We start from the raw sequence: 16,478 nt of genomic DNA, 5'->3' as shown, positions 1-16,478 counted from the left end.
CTTTTGAGTTAACTCCGAAGGGGGATGTATGACACTATTCCCGCGATTTATAGTTATTGCTAAGTATTTTAAGAATTTATTATCATAGGATTATTGGCGATGCTCCTTTGATGCATCAAGCGGCAAATGAATATCCGCCTACGCCATGTTTGATATTCTATTGGAACTGGGGGGCTCCAATGAAACAAGGTATACGTGTCTGCGTGGTGGATAAACACCCGCTCTTTCGAGACGGCGTGATCCTCGCGCTGAACTCCCAAGCGGACATTGAGATCGTCGGCCACGGGTCCTTGATCGAGGACGCTATTCGGCTTGCGCAGGATCAGATGCCGGACGTCATCGTAATCGACACCGGCACTCTCGGCCGGAGTATGGAAGCCGTCGAGGCAATCCTCCAGCAGGACTCTGGAATCGGCATCCTGTTTTTGGCCGACACTGCCGAGGAGGAACATGTCTATGCCGCCCTGAAGCGGGGTGTCCGCGGTTACATCCTGAAAGGTGCCAGCCGGGCCGAGCTGCTTCAGGCGGTCCTGGTGCTGGGACAGGGACAAAGCTTCATATCTCCGAGCCTCGCAGCAAAACTGCTCATGCGCTCGGGCACTGCACACTATGTCGAGCTGAAAGCCAGCAGTCCGAACCTTCCGCACCTGACACCTCGCGAGCGGCAGATCCTCTCCATTCTCGTTCAGGGTCGGAGCAACAAGGAAATTGGCAACTCCCTCGACCTGAGTGAGAAGACCATCAAGCATCATCTGACGAACATTCTCCAGAAGCTGCGCGTGCGCAATCGCGTCGAAGCTGCCCTCATGATGTCCAGCCACATGCCGCAGCATCAGCCTCACTCCTGAGCGGACCCGCTGATGCTGCCGGCCTAACAATTGACTTCCACTATTCTTACAAATCAGTTGAGTACGGCCGATCCAGGAGCGCTCTCTGTAGCGCCATTCCTTTAACCCTCGGATAAGGCTGATATAACCAAGCCCCCCTCTCCCGACTTTCGTCCGACGTCTTCTCAGACCTTCGCCCGCTCGACGTCAGTCCGACTAGTCTTCCTCCTCAATGCCAATCAGCATGGAAGGGACCATTCGGCCAAACGCGGAGGGAGTGCGATGGCTTTACAACTCGACAACGAGGATCTGCAGGACATTCTTCATCTCGTCCGTACCGGGCAGATCCGCGACTCCAGCGGCTATGGAAACAACGGTGGCAACCCGAACTGGGGCAAAGCCGGGCAGCAGTTCATCCGTTTGACGGATCCGCACTACACCGACGGCGCGACAGGTATCCGGACGACGGTGAACACGCCGCGCGAGATCTCGAATATCGTCTCCAATCAGGACAACAACGGTGACGGTATCGAAGAAAACATGCCGAATGCGTTCGGCGGCAGCGCATTCCTGACCTTCTTCGGCCAGTACTTCGATCACGGGCTCGATTTCGTGCCGAAAGGCCAGCCCGGTGTTGTGCAGATCGGCGCAGACGGCTTCCCGATCTCTGCGTCACGAGCCAATTACGCGCCCGGCACCGGAATCGACCCGGACGGCATTCCCAACAACGGTGATGAAGTTGCGGCCCAGCACATCAACATGACCTCGCCCTATGTGGACCAGAATCAGGTCTATGGCTCCCATGAGCAGGTGACCGATCTTCTGCGCAAATGGGATCAGGGTCCAAACGGCCCGAAGCAGACGGCCTATATGCTCACAGGAGAGATCGACGGTTCAGGACGCGCCCTGCTTCCGACGCTCAATCATGTTCGCGAGAACTACCGCATTATGACGGGCGGACAGGAGCTGACCTCCACCGATATGTCGAATTTCGACGGCACCGGTCATGCCTTGCTGCTCGACTTCATCCCGTCCTATGTCGGCAACAATCCTGCCAACGGCTATGATCTCGACAAGATGGGGGATTACTACATCACGGGTGATGGACGAGCGAACGAGAATGTGATGCTCACGTCCATGCACACGATCTGGGCGCGCAATCACAACTTCTGGGTCGATCAGCTCAAGGCGCGCACCAACGGCACCTGGACAGAAGAGGAGTACTTCCAGGCAGCGCGGATCGTTAATACCGCAGAATACCAGCGTGTGGTGTTCACCGAGTTCGCCGACGCAATGGCAGGCGGCATCGCTCCGGGAGAGAATGAACACGGCTTCGACGGATACGATCCTACCGTCGATGCATCCATCTCGGCTGAGTTCGCGCACGTGGGCTACCGTTTCGGCCACTCCATGCTCAACGAGACCGTGAGCTACAAGGACGCGAATGGCCAGATGCACGATATCTCGCTGGTTCAGGCATTCCTTAGCCCGAACAAGGTCTTGGAACTGGGCATCGACGAGCTCCTGCTGGGGGCGACCGGGGTCGCCCACCAAGCGATCGATGTGGATATAGTCAATGCACTTCGTAACCAGCTCGTCGGGCGGCCGCTCGATTTGGCTGCTCTCAACATCTTCCGTGGACGCGATACCGGTATCGCACCCTTCAACTCCGTGCGTGAGCAGCTCTTTGAGAAGACCGGCATTGCAAGCTTGAGGCCCTACTCCGGCTGGGAGGATTTCCAGAAACGGAATGGATTGACCGACGGCTTCATCAACCAGCTCAAGGAGGCCTACCCGGAAGGGTTCGATGCCATGGACCTGTGGGTCGGCGGCCTGGCGGAAAAAGCGACCAAGGGGCAACTCGGCTCGACCTTCGGCTATCTCTTCCTGGAGCAGCTTGATCGCCTGCAGGACGGAGACCGCTTCTACTACCTTGAAATTCTCGACGATAGCCTGTTCGAGGACAGCGGACAGACCTTCGCCGATATCGTCATGCGGAATACCGGTATTACGGGCCTCTCCAACGTGTTCAAGGTCTCCTCAGGCGGTCAGACCAGCGGCAGCCGTGTTCCGCGCGAGGAGCCGGTCTACCATGCCCCAACCGACATCTCCCTCTCGAACAGATCTGTGAAGGAAAACTCTGCGGCCGGAACCCTCATTGGTGCCCTCTCAGCTGTCGATAAAGATGCGGGAGATACGTTCACCTACACTCTGTCCGGACCCTCAGCGGGGCTCTTCAAGATCGTCGGCGACAAGCTTGTGGTTGCCGAGGGAGCCAAGCTGGATTATGAAACGGCGAAATCCCACGACATCACCATCAAGGTGACGGACAATACCGGGCGATCGTACTCCGAGACGGTTACGATCAACGTGCAGGATGTCTCTGAGCCGAAACCCGAGATACCGAAGCCGCCTCAGCCCCCGAAGGATCTTCTGGTCAAAGGGACCCGCGGCGACGACAATCTCTACGGCGGTGACGGCAATGATCGCCTATATGGCGAGAAAGGGAACGACAGTCTCGACGGCAAAGCCGGCGATGACGGAATGTATGGCGGCGACGGCAACGATCTCCTTCGCGGCGGCACCGGGGCGGACCGGATGTGGGGCGGGAAGGGCAACGACACCTACGAAGTCGACAACCGCAAGGATGAAGTCATCGAAAGCCGCGGTCAGGGCACCGATATGGTGAAGGCTTCCGTCTCCTACTCTCTGGGCAAGGACGTAGAGAATCTGACACTCATCGGAAGCCAGCATCTCAATGGCTCCGGCAACGAACTCGACAACACCCTGATTGGGAATTCGGGCAACAACATTCTCAAGGGCGGTGGTGGCCAGGACATCCTCAAGGGAGGCGACGGAGCCGATATCCTCATGGGTGGCAAGGGCAAGGACGAAATGACCGGGGGCGCCGGAAAAGACATCTTCGTCTTCGAGCGATCAGGCCACGACACAGTCACCGACTTTCGTGACGGTGAGGACAAGATCGACGTCAGTCGCCTATCCGGGGTCGACAGCCTGTCTGATCTCGCCATATGGCAGGCCGGCAATGATGCCGTGATCTGGTACAAGTTCGACTTGATGCTTCTAAAAGGCGTCACTGCATCAGATCTCGGCAGCAACGACTTCATTTTCTGATGTTCGTTCTCTGAAACAGCCTGCTTCCGTCGGGAGTGCGACCCAGCGCTCCTGACGGAATTTCCCTAGTGTAAGGAGATAAACCAGAGCATAAAGCGAGATGCTCTGCATCGCTCTTCGATTACATTCCTAAGTGCTCGATCCGTTCAGGATGCGTGAAGACCTCGAAGGAGTCCTCGCGTGCCACGGCCACCAGGGTAAGCCCGCAGCCCTCTGCGACCCTGACGGCCAAGGCCGTGGGGGCTGAGATCGCTGCGATGATCGGGGCTCCCATGCGGGCTGCCTTCTGCACCATTTCCACCGACACACGGCTTGTCAGAAGCACCATGCCGGCTGAACAGGACTCACTGGCTCTTGCGAGCGATCCGGCCAGCTTGTCGAGAGCATTGTGCCGCCCGACATCCTCACGGATGCCAATCAAGCCCTGTCCAGGGCGCCAGAAGGCCGCGGCATGGATGGCTCTCGCTTCTCTGTTGAGCCGCTGGGCTTTCGACAAGTCCGCCATGGCGGCGGCAATTGCCCCTGGAGACAACTGGAGAGTGCCGACGACCTTCGACGCTGGTCGTACGGCCTCTGCCAGAGATTCCACCCCGCACAATCCACAGCCGACAGGCCCAGCCATGGCACGCCGCCTGGACTGATAGGCGCCACGGCAGGTCTCCCGCAGCCACATCCTGACCTCGCAGCCAAGATCGTGCTCGACGATCTCCATGGAAGTCAGGTCCCCGGGCTCGGCAATGATCCCTTCCGACAGGCTGAAGCCGAGGGCAAAATCCTCCAGGTCAGCGGGACTGGCCATCATCACCGCGTGGGTGGATCCATTATATGTGAGCGCCACCGGGGTCTCTTCCGGCAGCACACGCTCCCCGGCAATGAACGCCCCCTTGGCCACGCTGGTCTGCGGCAGGCGGATGACCGGCTCCAGGTGAAGGCTCATTCCGCTGCCTCTGGCAATTGCTTCTGCTGGAGCGTGATACGAATGGGGATCGACTTCGCCGCCGGCACCTTGCTTTTGTCAGCGTGGTGCCAGACCGGGATCAGGGGATTGCATTCGGGATAATAGGCTGCGCAGCATCCTTCCGGAATCTCATACGGTGTGACCCGCAATCCGCTCACCTGACGCACGATGCCATCGTCCACGGCCGTCGTGAGGGTGACCGTGTCCCCCTCCTCAAGGCTCAGCCGGGCGATATCGTTGCGGTTCATGAACAGCACCATGCGCGTGCCCCTGACGCCCCTGAACCGGTCGTAATAACCATAGACCGTCGTGTTGAACTGGTCGTTGGAGCGGACTGTCATGAGCTTGAAGATGTCGCGATGGTTCTCCGCAATGCCGAGATCGGCTCCGAGGCTCTGCGGCACGATAAAGTTCGCTTTGCCAGTCTCGGTCTTCCAGCGCCGCTCGCGCGCTGCGATCGGGCGATGGAAGCCGCCGGGCTTCCACATGCGCTTGTTGAAGTCGCGAAAATTCTCCGGATAGGTTTCCTCGATGGCATCCCTGACGCGGGCGTAATCACCTACCCATTCATCCCACGGCACTTTGGGATTGGGCGGGAGAGTTGCCTTGGCGAGTTCTGCCACGATCCGCGGTTCGGAGAGGAGGTCCGGGCTTGCAGGCTTCGCGACGCCCTTGGAGCCGTGGATGCAGGCGGTGGAATCCTCAACCGCAACAGCCTGAGGTCCTGTCGCCTGTTCGTCGATCTCGATACGTCCGAGGCATGGAAGGATATAGGTGACTTCGCCCGGAATGAGGTGATTGCGATTGAGCTTGGTCGAGATCTGTACCGAAAGGCGCAAACGCGTCCAGGCCTCCTCCAGGGCTGCTGTCTCCGGCGCAGCGCGCACGAAATTGCCGCCGAGAGCGACGAAAGCCTTCACCTCGCCCTTGATGACACCCTCGCAGACCTCCACCGTGGTCATGCCTTTCCACCGCGGCGGCTCGAAGCCGTACTGCTCCTTGAGCTTGTCGAGGGGCACGAGCTCTGGCTTCTCCGCGATGCCGACCGTGCGCTGGCCTTGAACGTTGGAATGGCCGCGCACCGGGCAGATGCCTGCCCCCGGCCTGCCGATGTTCCCGCGCAGGAGCAGCAGGTTAACCACCATCTGCACGTTCTCGACACCCGCCTTGTGCTGGGTAAGGCCCATCCCGTAGATGCCAATGACGGCATTTGCGCGGGCATAGACTGTCGCTGCAGCCTCCAGGGTCGCCTGGGACAGGCCCGAACGACGCTCCAGCTCGGGCCACTGCGCTTGCCGGGCGGCCTGCGCGAACTCCTCGAAGCCATGAGTGTGTTCGGCGATGAAGGCATGGTCGAGAACGGGTCTTCCCCCGGTGGCGCGCGCCTTGTCGTCGGCCTCGATCAGGATCTTGGCCAGACCCATCAGAGCCGCGATGTCGCCACCGATCTTCACCTGATGATATTGCGACGAGATGCGGGTCTCCGACCCGGTCAGCATTTCCGTCGGCGCCTGCGGATTAGTGAAGCGCTCCAGACCGCGCTCCTTCAGAGGATTGAAAGTGATGATGGGCACACCGCGCTTGGAGGCTTCCTGGAGCGGATGCAGCATGCGCGGTGAGTTGGTGCCGACGTTCTGGCCGAAGAACAGGATGCAGTCGGTCTGTTCGAAATCGTCGAGGATCACCGTACCGACGGGGACGCCGATGCTCTCCGGCAGCGCCACAGAGGTGCTCTCGTGGCACATGTTGGAGGAATCCGGCAGGTTGTTGGTGCCGTAGAGCCGGGCAAAGAGCGCCCACATATAGGATGTCTCGAGCGAGGCGCGGCCTGAAGCGTAGAGCACCACCTGACGCGGATCGAAGCCTTTCAGCTCCCGGCCGATCTCCTGGAAAGCCTCGTCCCAGCTGACAGGGACATAGGTATCGGAAGCACTGTCGTACCTCATAGGGTGAGTGAGGCGGCCCGCTTCTTCGAGATCGTGATCCGGCCACGTCCGCAGTTCTGCCAGCGTGTGCTTGGCAAAAAATTCCGGCGTCACCCGCTTCGTGGTGAGTTCCCAGGCAGTCGCCTTGGCGCCGTTCTCGCAGTATTCGAAGGGGTGTGGGTCTGCCGGTTTGGCCCAAGCGCAGCTGACGCAGGCATAACCTTCAGGCTTGTTCTGTTTGAGCAGAATCGCGTTGCCGCTGACCAAGCGCCCTTCCTTGGCCAGGATACTTTCGACGGAGCGGACGGAGCCCCAACCGCCTGCAGGACCTGGATAGGGCTTGATCTTCGGCTCATCGCTCATCTCGGACAGCCTCCCGTTTGCCGCCGCTCATCGGCGGCGTTTCAACTAAACCTATGTAAATGATCGGGAGACATGACCATTCAAGTGGCCGAAACCGCCAGAGACGATGCTTGCAGACCTTAGCTGCCCGGTTCTTTCTTCTCGGCACCTGTCAGGTCAGACGCCCTCGGGCTGCAACGGGCAGCTCGCCGACGATTTCATGGCCACGGACTGCAACAAGGCGATCAACCATGTTGACCACGACGCACACGTGATTGGGAATGACCCGGACGATGTCGCCGATATTCGGGCGATCGTTGCAGGCTGATAGGTCCAAGAAGCCATGCTCCTCCGCAAAGCGGGCGATCTTTGCTTGCGGATGCTCTAGGATAAGGCCATGCCCGTCGAGCCCACCGGTGTCGCTCGTCAGGGTTTTCGACCCGGAATCGAGAATGCCCCGCTCCGATGAGGCACGGCTCACCACGGTGGCGTAGACCGTCAGCGCGCAATCCTGCAGCTGCGCGACGCCTGCTGCCAGCATCATTCGATCGTTGAACACCGATGTTCCGGCCCGATGCTCGGTCACGCCCTTGATCTTGCCTAGGTTCAGGAGGTTGGGTGTCCCGCCGGACGACACGATCTGCGGCTCGAGGCCCAAGCCACGGACCCCGGCGACGGCGGCATCCAGGAAGGCCTGTGTCTCCTCCATGGCGTTTTCCGGCGGGTACAGCATGAACCCTGCGAACGAAAGTCCTGGACGCGACGCGATATCCTTCGCCAGGGCGACGGCCTCTGCGACCGTCTCGACCCCTGCCCGACTGCGACCGGTGTCGCATTCCACCACCACGCCCAGGTCTCGCCCGGCGATGGCGGCGGCTTCCGGCAGGCCTGCCACCACAATGGGGTTGTCGGCTGCGACGGTTACCTTCGCCTCGGACAAGAGCCTGCCGAGGCGGCCCAGTTTCTCCTCGCCCAGGATGTTGTAGGCAATCAGGATGTCGTTATGCCCGGCTTCAGCCATGACCTCCGCTTCGCCGATCTTCTGGCAGGTGATGCCGCGAGCGCCGACATCCCGCTGCATGGATGCGATGACAGGGCTCTTGTGCGTCTTGATGTGGGGCCGGTTGGCCACGCCGGCAGCATCGCACAAGCCCTGCACTCGGGCGATGTTGCGTTCGACCACATCCAAGTCGACGACCACCGCGGGCGTTCCGAACTCACGCGCAACTCTGGCCTTGAGATCCTCGATACTCATGATTCCTGTTCCCAGAATTCCCGGGTACGATAAGCCATCGCACCCCAGGTGTCTGCCTCGCCCATCAGTGAAACACTGATTCAGTTCGGGGCACCATTTTCAATGTGAGCTTTCACTTATTTTCGACCGCGGCCCCGCTATATGCGAGTTCATCCTCGGCTAATATGGCACACGAAGACGCCTTCAGATGGATTCGTGCCGGGGTTGGAGGCCTGATCAACGCCTGTACAAGTTCACCGCACCGTAACCATCTGCAGTCCCCTGCTCGAAACGTCGTCACCGTGTCACAGGGCAGTGCATGATCAGCGTTCCGAAGGCGACCGGCTGGCTCGGCGCCCACCAAGTTCTTAGATCATCCAGGAGGACCCTCGTGAGAAGTGCAGCTTTGGCGACCTTGATCCTGTTCGCTATTCCCTCCCTCTCATCCGGGCAGGACATGACTCACTACAATCGCATCGACCTGATCCGCCCCGATGCGCCGGCCCTCGCCAAGCATGGCGAGCACGCAATCGGCGTCCGCACGATCGAGGTGATCAATAAGAATCAAATCGACGTCCTGAAAGCGGCAGCCGGCCAGGAGCCTCCACGGTATGACCGGAAGCTTACCCTGGAGGTCTGGTACCCGGCGGAGACGGACGGCAAGCAGTCCGGCACCTATCCCGGGGTGTTCCTGCGGGATGGCAAGACCCAGGTGACGCTCCATGGCAAGGCAGTGCGCGACGCCCAGCCCAAGAAGGCGGCCGGCAGCCCCTACCCGCTGGTGATCGTCAGCCACGGCTATCCCGGCAATCGCTTCCTGCTCAGTCACCTCGCGGAGAACCTCGCCACCAAAGGCTATGCGGTGGCAGCCATCGATCATGCGGATTCCACCTACAACGACCAGGGCAAGTTCGGGTCGACCCTGATCAACCGGCCTCTCGACCAGGTTTTCGTGCTCAACGCGATCGATCAGCTGTCGAAGGAGAACGGGCATTTCCTGAACGGGCTGGTCGACACCTCCCGCACGGGCCTCATCGGCTATTCGATGGGCGGGTACGGTGCGGTGATCACCGCCGGGGCCGGTGTCACCAAGGAAGCCGTGGCCTACGACTCAGGCGTGCCGGCAGGCATGCTGTCCGTGCACCTGGCCGAGTCCGAGACCCACAAGAAGCTACGGGATGAACGGATCAAGGCTGTGGTCGCCATCGCGCCCTGGGGCATGCAGCGCGGCTTCTGGAACCAGGAGGGGCTCACCGGGATCACGACGCCGATCCTCTACATTGCCGGCAGCAAGGATGATGTGTCGGGCTATGAAAAGGGCGTCCGTGCGCTCTACAGCGGCACCGTCAACGCCGACCGCTTCATGCTGACTTTCGAGAACGCCAATCACAACGCCGCAGCCCCCATCCCGGCGCCGGTCGAAAGCTGGCAGACAGCGGAGGGTGGAAGCTCGACGCCCTTCAACCACTATGCTGACCCGGTGTGGGACACGGTCCGCATGAACAACATCACGCAGCACTTCGTCACAGCCTTCCTGGGGCGCTACGTGAAGGCGGACACGGAACTCGGCACCTATATGGACGTGCCTGTGGAGCGCGCGAGCGAGGGCGTCTTCGCAGCCACCAAGGACGGCTCTTTCAAGCCCGAGCATACCTACTGGAAAGGCTTCGCCGCCCGGACCGCCGCCGGCCTTACCCTCGAGCGTGGCACACGAAGTGCCAACTGATCACTGCTTGAAATGAAAAGGCCCGGCAGATGCCGGGCCTTTTTCCCATTGGCAGTCCTCATACGGAGACGGGTCGCCAAGAACTCTTCAGTCGCTTCCTGAAGGCAGGTTGGGTACTCACTCCTGGACTGTCAAACTGGGCCTGAATGCGTTAGGATTAAACAAAAAAGACTTCCCAACATCGTCCGTCACCCAGCTGAGCCACTCCGTGGACAGGAACAATGTTGCGAGCTTTTTTCAATGCAGATCGGCCAGCAATCCGGAGATCCCTTCCCTGCCGCCATACGGGCGAAGCGGGCGGTTCTGATCCTCGATGTGGTCGAGTCCGTTCGTCTCGTCGAGCAGGACGAGTCAGAGTTCATCTCCCATTGGCTAGCCTTCGTCGAGCACGTCCGGAGCCGTATTCTTCCTGATCACAACGGCCACTTCACGAAGGGCCTGGGTGATGGAATGCTGTTGGACTTCGACGATGTCCGATCCGCCGTTTTGGCCGCCTTCTCGATCCAGCAGGAACGCAATCGACAGAACCAGGCGCTTCCCCCAGCCCAGCAGATCATGCTCAGGATGGGCATCGAGATCAGCGACGTGATCATCGATCAAGCCGATCTCTACGGCCGTGGCGTCAGCCGGGCAGCACGGATCCTTACCCTTGCAGGCCCTGGCGAGATTGTCATCTCGGCCAATGTGCGCGACCAGCTCACGGCCGATCTCGATGCAGACATCGAGGATCTCGGTGAGTGCTACCTCAAGCACATGCCGCAGCCCGTGCGAGCTTATCGCGTCGGGCCGCCCGGACCGCGACCCGTGATCGAGACCGGTTATGCCTTCGAAGGCTTGCTTCCGACCCTGGCGGTGGTCCCGTTCACAACGCGCGATCCGGAAGACGAGCATCATGTCCTGGGGGAGGTGCTTGCCGAGGAGCTTATTCAGGACCTCTCACGCTCTCCTGAGCTGCACGTCATATCGCGCCTGTCGACGACCGTGTTTCGCGGCAGGGATGCGTCCCTGGCCCAGGTCAGCGCCAACCTCAACGCAAATTATGTGCTGTCCGGCTCCTACCGGGTCCAGAACCGGCAAGTGATGGTGGAGGCCGAACTCGCCGAAGCGAAGTCAGGACAGGTTGCATGGTCGGCTCGTTACAAGGGGCAGCTGAGCGGCATCATCTCCGGCAAGCGCGACCTGATCGATGAGATCGCTGCCAATGTGAACGCCGCGATCATGGTCAGCGAGCTCCAGCGGGCTCAGTCCCAGGCGCTGCCGACCCTGAAAAGCTACACCCTGCTGCTTGCCGCCGTGGCGCTGATGCACCGCCTGTCTCCTCATGATTTCAGTGAGGCACACAGGCTCCTTGAGGCTCTGATCGAGCGAGCTCCGCGCCAGGCCATCCCTCGCGCGTGGCTTGCCAAGTGGCATGTCCTGCGGGTTCAGCAGGGCTGGTCGGACGATCCGCATCAGGATGCGCAACTTGCCCTGCGCTGTACGAAGCAGGCCTTGGATGCCGATCCGCAATGCTCCCTGGCGCTGGCCATCGACGGCTTCGTCCATACCAACCTTTTGAAGAAGCTCGACGTTGCGACAGAACGCTATGATCTCGCTCTGCTGAACAATCCGAACGACTCTCTCGCCTGGCTGCTCAAGGGTACGCTTCATGCGTTCAAGGACGAGGGTCAGCAGGCTGTGAGCTGCACGCAGCGGGCCCGGAAGCTTTCGCCGCTCGACCCTCACCGTTATTTCTACGATTCACTTGCCGCGACCGCTCACCTTACGGCTCATCAATTCGATCGCGCCCTGAAGCTCGCGCAGCGCTCGCTCAAATCCAATTGCACCCACACCTCGACCCTGCGCGCCATGGCAATCGCGCAGTGGGAACTCGGGCATCATGACGATGCCCGTCGCACGGTGGGCAGACTCATGCAGCTGGAGCCGCATCTCACCATTCGCAGCTGGCGGGAGCGCTCGCCGAGTACCGGATACAGGATTGGGGAAGAATGGGCTTCCGTGCTGCACCAGGCGGGAGTGCCTGAATAGCCGGGGCTTCGACAACGAGGGAGCAGACCAACGTGAGCTACTTATCAGCAGGGATCGGACCCCTCGGCGGGGTTGGCGGAGTGGGTGGCGTAGGCGGTGTCGGAGGCGTGGGTGGGGTTGGCGGCGTAGGCGGCGTCGGGGGTGTAGGCGGCGTTGGAGGAGTGGGCGGCGTCGGTGGGGTTGGCGGTGCCGTCTACGACTCGCCACTCATGAGCGATGCCCTCATCCGCAGCCGTGATGGAATTGTCGGACAATGGCGCGCACCTGCGACTATTCCCGATCAGCTCGACCTGGAAGACGCCGATAACCTCGATCGCTGGTCTCCCTGGGTCCGTGCCGCGATCTTCGATGCGGAGCTGGTCTCGCGCCTCGGCTTCACACTGGAAGACAATACCATGGCTTCGCGCCATATGGCGGTCTGGCATCTCGAGGTTCCGGCACCTGCCGGAGGCAATGCACCCGCGCCGGTCTACAAGCCCCTCATTCTGATGGCACGCCCGACAGAAGCCATCTTCAAGGCACAGCTCACCTTCGTGAACCACTATGCCGAACTTCGTCCGGATCGGCAGGGCGAGGTTCTGGCGCAGGTCGGCGGCGGCGTCACCTTTCTGAGCTCCATCGCTCAACTCCACCCTGACCGGACACCCCATACGCTGGAGCTGCTGGCCGCTATCCTGCGGCTGGCGCTGTTCGTGCACCTGCGCGTGAAGCAGGGGCTCGCGTGCCGGCGACCGCTCGAATACTCGCCGCAGATTCAACCGATGATCGTCACACCGGCCCATGGAGCACTGCCGAGCGGACATGCGACGGAATCGTTCGCGGTGGCTCTTGTGCTGTGGCAACTGATGAAGGCCTCCGGAAGGCCCGGATACGACAGCGTAGATTGGCGTACCCAGCTTCTCCGCCTCGCGGCAAGGATCGCCATCAACCGGACCGTCGCAGGCGTGCATTTTCCCGTCGACAGCGCCGCCGGTGCGGTTCTCGGCCTCACGCTCGGCCAATACTTCGTCAACCGCTGCTCCGGCGCAGCCGGATACAGGGCATGGCGTTTCGAAGGCGAGAACTATCCTGAAGACGGCGACTTCATCTGGCACGATCTTTATGACGTGACGAACGAGACGCTCACATCGATGCCGGGCGCGACAGGCTACTCCGTAGAATACGCAGCCAACGACCAGGTCATCGACCCACAGCACCAATCCTACGTCCTCGCCTGGCTCTGGGATAAAGCGAAGGCGGAATGGGAGTGAGTACACATCGTTCAATACTTTGAAAACAGGAGCGCCCCATGGCATGGACGCGCGTTCAACCGAAGATCGACCCTAATTCGCGGTCTGTCGTCGATCCATATTCCTACTGGGCCCTGGGTGCTGGTTTGCAGGACTTCCGGCTGCCATCAGTCGCCGAACAGAGCATTCCGGTCCTCCTGCGCCGCAAAGCGGAGCCATGGAACGAGGGGGCCTGGGCGCTCTGGCGGGACACCACTGAAGACCCCAACATGCCGGAGAAACCGCCTCGTGATGCGGAACCCTTCGACGTCCGGTTTCTGCCCCTCACAAAAACCCTCCGGTTGATCGAAGACCGCAGATTTCAGCGCTTCCTCGGGAGCCTGGAGCGCTTCACCCTCGGCCCACCCCTGCCCTCCTCGTCCGTTGCTCCGTCAGGATGGAAAGGAGTCCGTCCGGTTCAATCTCCATCACCGGGGGTGACACCAGGCACTGTCATCATCGGCATCATCGACGATGGCATTCCCTTTGCACATGAACGCTTTCGCAGACCCGACGGCACGACCCGGGTCGAGTCCGTGTGGGTGCAGCACGGCCCCGCCACCAACGTGCCGATCGGGTTCGACAATGGGCTCGAGATCTCCAAGGCGGATATCGACAACTATCTCGCGACCTGCCGTCAAGGAGATTCCATCGACGAGGACGAGATCTACCGTCGCGCCGGGGTCGCCGACTTTGCTCTCGAAGGACGAAAGAGCCTGGCATGGAGCGCCTCCCATGGCGCCCACGTGATGGACCTCGCCTGCGGATGGGATCCGGATGAGGCGCCGGACTGGCGGATCATCTGCGTTCAACTGCCGAGCGCCACAACGGCCGACTCGTCGGGAGCCAGTCTGGCGCCTTATGCTGTCAGAGCCTTGGAGTACATTCGCAACACGGCTCAGGCCATTGCTGGAGCAGGACAGAGCCTGCCGGTCGTTGTCAACTTCAGCTACGGGCTTCTCGCCGGCCCTCACGACGGCACCCACGAGATCGAGCTGGCCTTCGACAGGATCCTGCGCGAGCACAACACCACGAAAGGCAACAAGCCGATGCGGGTCGTCATCCCGTCCGGTAACAGCCATCTGGCGCGGGCCCATGCGACAGTCTCATTCCAAGCCGCAGGCGACGAGGCAACTCTCCCCCTGCGCGTATTGCCTGATGATCTCACGCCGAGCTTCGTCGAGATCTGGCTCCCGCCTGCCGCCGCTGCGGGCAATCGGGTTGAGCTGACCATCGCGACCCCGCAGGGCGACATCAGCCCCCCGCTGGAGGAGAACGACAACTTCATTCTCCGATATGACGTAGGTGGAAAGGCGCTCTGCGAGGCTCGGTACCATTTCTTCCCTGCGCCCACGGAGCGCGGGATGTTCCTGATCTCTCTGCAGCCGACCATGCGGATTGAGTCGGAGAACTCCCGTGTCCCCACCGATCCGGTTGCTCCGGCGGGACTGTGGAACCTCGTTCTGAAGAACAATGGTCTATCTTCGCACGAGGCCGTCGAAGCCTGGGTCCAACGGGACGACGCGCCTGTCGGCTACCAGCGCCGGGGGCGCCAAGCCTATTTCGATGTGCCCGGTTATGAGATCTATGGCCATGACGGCAGACCTCTCGAAGAGGACGATCCGGCATGCCCGGTGAAGCGGGCGGGCTCGATCAACGCGATAGCCACGGGCAGGGAGACAATTGTGATCGGCGGCCTGCTGCGCAGGGAGTTGCGGCCGCCCGCCTATTCCGCAGGTGGACCGATCACGACGCCTGCCGGCGCACCTTCGCCCCATCGCTGCGGCCCCGACGCGTTGACGGTGAGCGACGATTCCATCGTTCAGTCGGGCGTTCTCGCAGCCGGAACACGCAGCGGCTCCGTTGTTGCCATGAACGGCACAAGCGTCGCCGCGCCGCTGATCACCCGATGGATTGCCGGTGAACTCGCAGATGGACGCCTCGGGAACAGAGAAGCAGTCGGGAAGCTGGCCGATGACGGTGAGCTTCTTCCGCTTCCAGGACCCAAGCCCTCTCCTGAGAGGGGTGGGGCTGGACGAGCGCCGCTACCGCCGGTCCGGCCGGTCAAGATCGACAGATAGCGAACTTATCAGCACCCGTGGCCGATACCCGCCACCGGTACGTGCGATGAAGCTGTGCGACAGGGCGTTACGACTAAGCCTTAGCCTCTAAGAAGTGCGTTTGCGCCTGGTTTTCTTCTGGGCGACCTCACCTCCAGGAGGCTGCTCCGTCACGGCTCCCGTTGCTTCACCAGCCGCGCCAGGGGGCGCATTCCCGGCGGTTGCGGAGGATTGTTCAGGCTGGCTCTGGTTCAGTTCACGCTCGGCCCTGTACCAATGATCGTGCGGATCGCCGGCGCGCCCTTCCCTCTCCCATATCTCGTAGGCTCTCTGGCGAATGGCCTCCTCGCTTGTGCTTGATTGCTGGTGCTCGTGATGACCACCGTTCTGGTCATCGAAAATCTGACGACCGAGATCGAGTCCAATGCGAGGTGTCGCATCTGGTCCGGTTTTGTCCTGGGTCATGATGGCTCCTCTCCTTCAGACGTGGGGTCAATGCCGCGTGTGTGAACAGGCTTCCTCATCACACGTGTGAACTTGCTTTCGGCTGCCGGGCAGACACTGTCCCAGAATGGCCGCACACCTAGCTTCGGCAGCAGTCAGGATGCAAGGTTCCCCTCGCCCGGTTTTCCATTCCCCTCGTGAAAAGTCTGGTATTGTGGAGGGTAGAAATGGAGGCCCGAATGATCAAAGAGGATCTTGCTCGTGAGCTTGACCATATGGATCCTGGTGCGACCCTTACGGTTCCGGAGGATGTGCTGGCTCGTATGTTCGGTGAGGACACGCTTTCATATGATTCTCAGGATGCGCTCAGACACATTGCCGCGTTCGCCCTCGAACACCGCTGCACCTTTTCATTCCATGAGCACGAAGGAGCGGTTCCATGCTTTCAGAAAGACGATGTCTTCTGAAGGTTTGGAACCGCTCCCGTTCTAAGCAACACAAGGAGCATCCGGCGGTCACGCGCCTCAAAGT

11 protein-coding genes are annotated in these 16,478 nt (G+C 60.8%); 7 read left to right on the top strand and 4 right to left on the bottom strand.

Annotation, left to right across the window (positions count from 1 at the left end):
- The first annotated feature begins 179 nt into the window (after positions 1-179).
- Together MA07_RS16260 and MA07_RS16255 are read left to right on the top strand one after the other, a co-directional pair.
- Positions 180-848 (top strand): response regulator transcription factor, encoded by a 669-nt coding sequence (locus tag MA07_RS16260; RefSeq protein ID WP_036353102.1) that lies wholly within the window; start codon positions 180-182, stop codon positions 846-848.
- Positions 849-1,109: 261 nt separating this feature from the next.
- Positions 1,110-3,962 (top strand): peroxidase family protein, encoded by a 2,853-nt coding sequence (locus tag MA07_RS16255; protein WP_036353099.1) that lies wholly within the window; start codon positions 1,110-1,112, stop codon positions 3,960-3,962.
- Positions 3,963-4,083: 121 nt separating this feature from the next.
- Here MA07_RS16255 and fdhD read toward each other — a convergent pair whose 3' ends face one another.
- The 3 genes from fdhD to MA07_RS16240 form a co-directional block, all read right to left on the bottom strand.
- Positions 4,084-4,899 carry a formate dehydrogenase accessory sulfurtransferase FdhD gene (fdhD, locus tag MA07_RS16250; RefSeq protein WP_152568892.1) on the bottom strand — a complete coding sequence of 272 codons (816 nt, stop codon included), beginning with the start codon at positions 4,897-4,899 and terminating at the stop codon, positions 4,084-4,086.
- On the bottom strand, positions 4,896-7,208 hold the full coding sequence (locus MA07_RS16245; protein ID WP_036353096.1) for an FdhF/YdeP family oxidoreductase: 2,313 nt from the start codon (positions 7,206-7,208) through the stop codon (positions 4,896-4,898). The genes fdhD and MA07_RS16245 overlap by 4 nt, the downstream gene beginning before the upstream one ends.
- Before the next feature lie 151 nt (positions 7,209-7,359).
- Positions 7,360-8,442: a D-TA family PLP-dependent enzyme gene (locus MA07_RS16240; protein ID WP_036353093.1), complete on the bottom strand. Its 1,083-nt coding sequence runs from the start codon at positions 8,440-8,442 to the stop codon at positions 7,360-7,362.
- Positions 8,443-8,812: 370 nt separating this feature from the next.
- Between MA07_RS16240 and MA07_RS16235 the strand changes: the two genes are divergently transcribed.
- The 4 genes from MA07_RS16235 (at position 8,813) to MA07_RS16220 (ending at position 15,524) form a co-directional block, all read left to right on the top strand.
- Entirely contained in the window at positions 8,813-10,147 is a 1,335-nt protein-coding gene (locus tag MA07_RS16235; RefSeq protein ID WP_036353090.1) for a dienelactone hydrolase, read from the top strand.
- A 240-nt stretch (positions 10,148-10,387) separates the two neighbouring features.
- Positions 10,388-12,175 carry a FlgO family outer membrane protein gene (locus MA07_RS16230; RefSeq protein WP_052003229.1) on the top strand — a complete coding sequence of 596 codons (1,788 nt, stop codon included), beginning with the start codon at positions 10,388-10,390 and terminating at the stop codon, positions 12,173-12,175.
- A 32-nt stretch (positions 12,176-12,207) separates the two neighbouring features.
- Entirely contained in the window at positions 12,208-13,425 is a 1,218-nt protein-coding gene (locus MA07_RS30505; RefSeq protein WP_152568891.1) for a phosphatase PAP2 family protein, read from the top strand.
- Positions 13,426-13,463: 38 nt separating this feature from the next.
- Complete coding sequence (locus tag MA07_RS16220; protein ID WP_036353088.1) at positions 13,464-15,524, top strand: hypothetical protein; 2,061 nt, start codon at positions 13,464-13,466, stop codon at positions 15,522-15,524.
- 87 nt (positions 15,525-15,611) lie between these two features.
- Here MA07_RS16220 and MA07_RS16215 read toward each other — a convergent pair whose 3' ends face one another.
- Entirely contained in the window at positions 15,612-15,968 is a 357-nt protein-coding gene (locus MA07_RS16215) for a DUF2934 domain-containing protein (RefSeq protein ID WP_036353084.1), read from the bottom strand.
- A 218-nt stretch (positions 15,969-16,186) separates the two neighbouring features.
- Here MA07_RS16215 and MA07_RS16210 point away from each other — a divergent pair, with 218 nt between their 5' ends.
- Complete coding sequence (locus MA07_RS16210) at positions 16,187-16,414, top strand: hypothetical protein (protein WP_152568890.1); 228 nt, start codon at positions 16,187-16,189, stop codon at positions 16,412-16,414.
- The last annotated feature ends 64 nt before the right edge of the window (positions 16,415-16,478 follow it).

It is taken from the genome of Microvirga sp. BSC39, from assembly GCF_000739015.1.
Classification (GTDB): domain Bacteria; phylum Pseudomonadota; class Alphaproteobacteria; order Rhizobiales; family Beijerinckiaceae; genus Microvirga.
Note: the sequence above shows the minus strand (reverse complement) of the source record. Positions and strands in the feature narration are given on the sequence as shown.